The following is a 6,308-nucleotide window of genomic DNA, read 5'->3' on the forward strand; positions in this document are numbered from 1 at the left end:
CAAACGAACAGCGACGTGGTTGAGAACGTAGATGTGACCTGGGTACCGAAGAATGCGGTGGGCCGCTTCATTTCCGCCGTCACGCTCTACCCGCCGATCCTGGCGGCACGGGAGGAAAACGCATGACCGAGCAGACGACAGAAGAGCGACCGGGCATCGCAGCCGCGATCGTGGTCCAGGACGGTGCCGTGCTCATGGTCCGTCGCCGCGTTGCGGAAGGTCAGCTGTCGTGGCAGTTCCCCGCGGGCGAGATCGAGCAAGACGAGAGCCCTGGGCAAGCGGCAGTGCGGGAGACCTTCGAAGAAGTCGGCATGAACGTGACCGCGCTCAAGCTGCTCGGAGAACGAGTCCACCCCAAGACTGGTCGCAGCATGTCGTACGTGGCCTGCGCCATAGAGTCTGAGACCCCCTACGTCGCCGACGAGGAAGAGCTGGCTGAAGTTACGTGGGTTCAGCATGCCCAGATTCCCGAGTACGTGCCGTACGGCCTCTTCGATCCGGTGCAGGCTTATCTCGACGCCGCGCTGATCAGGTAGCTTCCCCACGTGGTGATCTGGGCTGCGTGCCGGGACAGGGCTCGTGGTGGGGTTCGATGACGCGGCAGGGTCGGCGGTGAGCATGGCGAGGTGGCCGCCGACGTCCAGCGGCGCTTAGCGATCACCTCAATTGGCCGGCTCATCGGCGGAGATGAGACAGGGCCCCTTCCTTCATCGGGTAGGGACGTTCGCGGGGCAGGAGTTGCCGTGCGGCGTCCAGGTCTCCGGCCTGTACATGGGCATGGATGGTGTGGGCGAGCGATGTGATGTCGGTGATGGAGACGGTCCACTCATCGGCGTAGAGACGTGCGGCTTCGCCGGCGAGGCCGAGTTGGAGCGATCGGTGGGCAAGTGGCCGACGGCGCAGGTCGCGTTCGGGGTCCCATTGCACCCGGGCCGGGGCCCGCTTCAACTGGCGCTTCCACGTGGCGCGGTCGGCGTGGAGGCCATGCTCGTAGTGGGACAGGCAGGCGTGTTCCAGTGCCCGCTCGAAGCCTTCACGTGAGATCTCGATGGCGAGGACGGTCTCCTGTCCTTCTTTGATGCCCCACCCGCAGCGGTACATCATCCACAGGAACGACGGCTTGATCCACGTCATCCGGTCCCGCTGCCACAGGGCCGGGAAACGGCCCTCCCGCGCGGCCGGCAGGCCGATTTCCGGCGCGTACGCCTGGTAGACGGTGACCGTGGAGTCCGTGTGGAGGGCTCGAATCCGGTATTTGGGTTCTGCCACGGGGACCAGGGTGGGCACACTGCTTCGCGCGCGCCATCGAATTACCCCGCTCGTAGCGGTGGTGCAGGCGACCGCGATCCCGCAAGCCAGGCCGTCGGGTGCGTCGCGCGCCGGGAGTCTCGCGATGAGTTCCTTCTGCGGATGGTCCCCCGGACCGCCGCCAGCCGGTGGGCACGGCAGGACGTCGAGTCGATGCCGGGCACGCCCCGGTCGATCGGGGCCCGGGGGTGCCGGGCCCCGGGGCTAGGAGGCGGAGTTGCGGCGGGCCGATCCGGGGGCTGCGCCGGCCGCCGTACCGGTCGAGGACTGGCGCCCGGAGCCGCGACCCTTCGCCCCGGCGGCACCGGTCGTGGTCCCGCCCGAGCCCGCCCGGCGGGGAGCGCGGCGCCCGCCGGTCGCGGATGTGCCGGCGGAGGTTGTCGCGCCGGCGGCACCGGTCGTGGTCCCGCCCGATCCCGTCCGGCGGGGAGCGCGGCGCCCGCCGCTCGCGGGCGCACCGGCGGAGGCTGTCGTCCCGGCAGAACCGCCGGAGGCTGTCGTGCTGGAGCGGCGGGCGCCGCCCCGGCTCCCCGTTCCGGTGGCGGCGCCCGTCCCCCGGGACCCGGAGCCGCGTCGGCGCCCGGACCGTCCGCCGGGCTCGGTGCCGGTCTTGCGGTCGGGGCGGGGCGCCGGTGTCGCCGGCTGGGGGACCGCGATGGTGACGGCCACGCCGGACGGCTCGCGGGCGCCGGTGAGGGTGGCGAGTTCCGTGTCGCTCGACGTGATGCGGGCCGTCCGGGGCCGGATGCCCGCGTCCGACATGAGCCGGGTGACGTCTCGTTTCTGCTCGGGCAGGACCAGCGTGACCACGCTGCCGGAGCCGCCCGCGCGGGCCGTGCGGCCGCCCCGGTGGAGATAGTCCTTGTGGTCGGCCGGAGGGTCGACGTTCACGACGAGGTCGAGGTCGTCGATGTGTATGCCCCGGGCCGCGACGTTCGTCGCCACCAGCGCGGTGACCTGGCCGTTCTTGAACTGCTCCAGGGTGCGGTTGCGCTGCGGCTGGGAGCGGCCCCCGTGCAGTGCCGCCGCGCGGACTCCGACGGCCAGGAGGCGCTTGGCGAGCCGGTCGGCCGACCTCTTGGTGTCTAGGAAGAGGATGACCCGGCCGTCACGGGCCGCGATACGCGTGGTGACGGCCTTCTTGTCGGTCTCGTCCTGGATGTGGAGCACATGGTGTTCCATCGTGGTCACCGCCCCCGCCGACGGGTCGACGGAGTGCACCACGGGGTCGGTCAGGAACTGCTGCACCAGGCGGTCGATGGTGCGGTCCAGGGTGGCCGAGAAGAGCAGACGCTGTCCGTCGGGCCGCACTTGCCGGATCAGCTTGGTGATCTGCGGCAGAAAACCCATGTCGGTCATCTGGTCGGCTTCGTCCAGCACCGTGATGCGTACGTTGTCGAGCACGCAATCCCCGCGCTCCACAAGGTCGTTGAGCCTGCCGGGACTGGCCACGACCACCTCGGCGCCGCGCCGCAGCGCACCGGCCTGCTTAGTGATGGACAGCCCGCCGACCACCGTGGCCAGCGGGAGGTTCACCGCTGCCGCGTAGGGGGTCAGCGCGTCCGTCACCTGCTGGGCGAGTTCCCGGGTGGGCACCAGCACCAGGGCGAGGGGCGCCTTGGGCTCCGCGCGCAGTCCCGCCGTACGGGCCAGCAGCGCGAGCCCGAACGCGAGGGTCTTGCCGGAGCCGGTGCGCCCTCGTGCGAGTACGTCACGGCCGGCGAGCGAGTTGGGCAGGGTGGCGGCCTGGATGGGGAAGGGGGTGGTCACGCCCTGCGCGGTCAGGGTCGTCAGCAGCCCCGCGGGCATGTCGAGCGCGGCGAAGTCCTCGACGGCGGGAAGTGCGGGTGTCGTGCTTTCCGGCAGCCGGAATTCCCTCGGTGACGACGTGGACGGTCGGGGCGACGAGGCGCGCCGGTTCGGCTTCTGGGGTCTGCGGGGCATGCAGTGATCTGCCTTCCTGAAAACAGCACAAACCGGGGTCTGCACCATGACGGTGCGGACCCCGGTGAGCGGATAACGCGTCCGGCGATCAGGCGGGGACGATGTTCTCCGCCTGCGGGCCCTTCTGGCCCTGCGTGACGTCGAACGAGACCCGCTGGCCCTCCTGAAGCTCACGGAAGCCCTGGCTCTGGATGTTCGAGTAGTGGGCGAAGACGTCGGGGCCGCCGCCGTCCTGCTCGATGAAGCCGAAACCCTTTTCGGCGTTGAACCACTTCACAGTTCCCTGTGCCATGTCGCTCTCCTTCTGTAGGCAGAGGCCCCATCCGGAGAATGCCGGAAACGAACAAATGCGCCTGAAGGAGAAACATTCCCGTCAGGCGCACATAGGTTCATGGGTACCACAACTGCAACACCGAGACCGTAGCACAGCTCGGCGCCCTCGTACTCGTCGCAGGGGGGCGGACGTTGCCCGATGCGGCACGCTGCCGCGCCGCCCTCGCAGGCCGGGGATCTCGCCCGTTCGGCTTATCTGCTCGTCATGTGAGAGACCCGTGAAGATCCCTACAGGTGCGTCCGGCTTGCGAGCGCGCTCGCTCCGGACACACACCCATTGGCGGAGGAAAGGAACGGGTAGTGGATCAGCGGCAGCGCCGGCGATGGTCCGGCGGTATGTCCTTGGCCTTGTCGGCCGCGTTATCGGCGTCGCTCGCGGCGACGGGGGTGGTCTCGGCGATCTCCCCGGCGGCGGCGGACTCCGGGGACGGTGACGCGACCGTCCGGGTCGTGCGTGAGGTGAACGCGAACGGCAAGTGGGACCAGGCCCTTGAGCCGGGTATGTCCGGGGTCACGGTGGTGCTGACCGATGACGAGGGGCGGTCGATCACCGGGACCACACAGGCGGACGGCACGGTGAAGCTCACCCCGGGCAACAGCCTGGGCGGCGGCAAGTACCGCGTCGAGGTGAAGAACCCCGACGAGGGTGTGCTCTTCCCCGGGTTCGCCTCGGCGCGGAGCAATCTGATCGATCCGACGGTGCTGTCGTCCAACGTGGAGTTCGTGGACCTGTCCGGCGGCAAGAACGTGGAGATCACCACCTCGTTCTGGAGCCCGGAGGACTACTGCCAGAAGAACGTCACCCTGGTCGCCGTCTGCCAGAACCCCACGATTCCGCCGCCGAACCCGACGCCGCCGGGCAAGCGCACGGTGTCGTCGTTCTCGTTCAACACGCGGGGTGACGCCGTCGCGAACCCGGGTCTGGTCACCGACCTGGCGAACGAGGCCACCACCGGCACGCTGTGGGGTTCCGGCTACAACCGGGTGACCAAGCAGCTGTTCACCGCCGCGTATGCCAAGCGGGGCACCAAGTACGGTCCCGGCGGTGCGGGCGCGATCTACCGGATCGACCCGGCCACCAAGCAGACCTCGCTGTTCACGAAGGTCCCCAACCCCGGCACCACCCAGCACCAGCCGGACGTCAACATGGACCTGGCGTTCGGTCCTGCGGTGGGCAAGGAGTCGCTCGGCGACCTGGACATCAGCCCGGACGGCAAGGACCTGTACGTCGTCAACCTGCACGACCGCAGGCTCTACCGCTACGACGCCACCCAGCCCACCGCCGCCGCACCGAAGGCGTCGTACCCCATCAAGGACCCGGGCTGCGCCACGAACAGTGACTGGCGCCCCTTCGGCCTGGGCGTCCAGGACGGCAAGGTGTACGTCGGCGGCGTCTGCTCGGCGCAGTCCACCCGCACCAAGGACGACATGCGGGCGGTCGTGCAGGTCTTCGACCCGGTCACGGGGCAGTTCACCGGCACCGTCATGGACCAGCCGATCAAATACCCCCGTACCGGTTACGCCCCGATCAGGAACGACTTCTGCGCCGCCCGCAGCTGGTATCCGTGGAGCGACACCCGGCCCGCGACCCAGGACGGCGTCACTTGCGCGCCCGGCACGATCCTGAACCCGGAGCCGGAGCTGTCGGACATCGACTTCGAGATCAACGGTGACATGGTCGTCAGCTTCGCCGACCGCTTCGCCGACCGCGCCGGCTGGGGGCTGCCCGCATTCCCCGGCACCGGCTGGGTCGCCACCACCGCACTCAACGCCGGTGACCTCAACCGGGCCTGCCGCGGCGGCAACCACATGTTCGTGCTCGACGGCAACGGCGGCTGCAAGAACAACGCCACCTTGGAGACCAACGGCGGACTTCAGCCCCTGAACGTCCGGGAGTTCTACCCGGGCGAGCACGCGGCGGGCGGGGCCGGCTGGCACGCGGAGGCCGCTGAGGGGTCCACGGTCATCTCCAAGGTGGAGACCACCATGCCCTTCATCGCGGAGGACCCCATCCAGGACCCGATCACCGGGCACGGCCTGGCGTGGCTCAACCGCAGCGACGGCACCCGTGTGGCCGAGGACAACACCGGTGGCATCTACCTGAACAACAACTTCGGCAAGTCGCGTGGCATCGGCGACCTGGAAATGCTGTGCGACGAGGCGCCGTTGCAGATCGGCAACCGGGTCTGGAAGGACACCGACCAGGACGGCATCCAGGACCCCGGTGAGCCGGGCCTGGCCGGTGCCACGGTCAATCTGTACGACGCGGCCGGCAAGAAGATCGGTACGGCGGTCACCAACGAGCGGGGCGAGTACTACTTCGACTCCACCGTGACCAAGAACGTCAGGCCGGAGGACTTCCCGTACGGCAAGACGTACACCATCAAGATGGACAACCCGGACGACTACCAGACCGGCGGCGTCCTGGACGGCTGGAAGCCCACCCGGCCCAACCAGGGCGACAACGACCAGACCGACTCCAGCGGTGAGACGTCCGGCAACCCCTTCCCGGCCGTCGAGGTCACCCCGAAGGGCGCCGGCCACAACGACCACGGCGCCGACTTCGGGTTCACCAACCCACAGGCGGACCTGTCCGTGATCAAGACCGGCCCCGCCAAGGTGGGCCCGGGCCAGGACATCGAGTACAACATCATCATCACCAACAACGGGCCCAACCGCGCCACCCGCTGGACCGTCACCGACCCGCTGCCCGACGGGATCAC

The 6,308-nt window shown here is 69.2% G+C and carries 5 protein-coding genes and 1 pseudogene; 3 read left to right on the forward strand and 3 right to left on the reverse strand.

The features are described from left to right. Positions 1-3: 3 nt before the first annotated feature. Positions 4-126, forward strand: a pseudogene (locus tag ABT245_RS09100) (NUDIX hydrolase); the annotation flags it as partial. After that, on the forward strand, positions 123-536 hold the full coding sequence (locus tag ABT245_RS09105) for an NUDIX hydrolase (protein WP_351730670.1): 414 nt from the start codon (positions 123-125) through the stop codon (positions 534-536). The pseudogene ABT245_RS09100 and the gene ABT245_RS09105, both read left to right, overlap by 4 nt. 139 nt (positions 537-675) lie before the next feature. Here the strand turns inward: ABT245_RS09105 and ABT245_RS09110 are convergent, their stop codons facing one another. The 3 genes from ABT245_RS09110 to ABT245_RS09120 all read right to left on the reverse strand — a co-directional run bounded on the left by ABT245_RS09110 (position 676) and on the right by ABT245_RS09120 (position 3,544). Further along, positions 676-1,269 (reverse strand): DUF4291 domain-containing protein, encoded by a 594-nt coding sequence (locus tag ABT245_RS09110; protein ID WP_351730672.1) that lies wholly within the window; start codon positions 1,267-1,269, stop codon positions 676-678. A 243-nt stretch (positions 1,270-1,512) separates the two neighbouring features. Beyond that, the gene (locus ABT245_RS09115; RefSeq protein ID WP_351730675.1) at positions 1,513-3,252 is read right to left on the reverse strand and encodes a DEAD/DEAH box helicase; all 1,740 of its coding nucleotides are present in this window, start codon (positions 3,250-3,252) and stop codon (positions 1,513-1,515) included. 88 nt (positions 3,253-3,340) lie between these two features. Next, complete coding sequence (locus ABT245_RS09120; RefSeq protein WP_059194910.1) at positions 3,341-3,544, reverse strand: cold-shock protein; 204 nt, start codon at positions 3,542-3,544, stop codon at positions 3,341-3,343. A gap of 377 nt (positions 3,545-3,921) precedes the next feature. On the opposite strand from ABT245_RS09120, the gene ABT245_RS09125 reads away from it, so the two are divergent. After that, on the forward strand, positions 3,922-6,308 hold a 2,387-nt coding region (locus ABT245_RS09125; RefSeq protein ID WP_351730678.1), incomplete at its 3' end, for an SdrD B-like domain-containing protein.

Source organism: Streptomyces sp. NPDC001508 (assembly GCF_040298665.1).
GTDB lineage: Bacteria > Actinomycetota > Actinomycetes > Streptomycetales > Streptomycetaceae > Streptomyces.

What these genes read in the sequence shown, in the direction of transcription:
- ABT245_RS09105 (WP_351730670.1), top strand. Translation starts at nt 123, where the DNA reads ATGACCGAGCAGACGACAGAAGAGCGACCGGGCATCGCAGCCGCGATC.
- ABT245_RS09120 (WP_059194910.1), bottom strand. Translation starts at nt 3,544, where the DNA reads ATGGCACAGGGAACTGTGAAGTGGTTCAACGCCGAAAAGGGTTTCGGC.
- ABT245_RS09115 (WP_351730675.1), bottom strand. Translation starts at nt 3,252, where the DNA reads ATGCCCCGCAGACCCCAGAAGCCGAACCGGCGCGCCTCGTCGCCCCGA.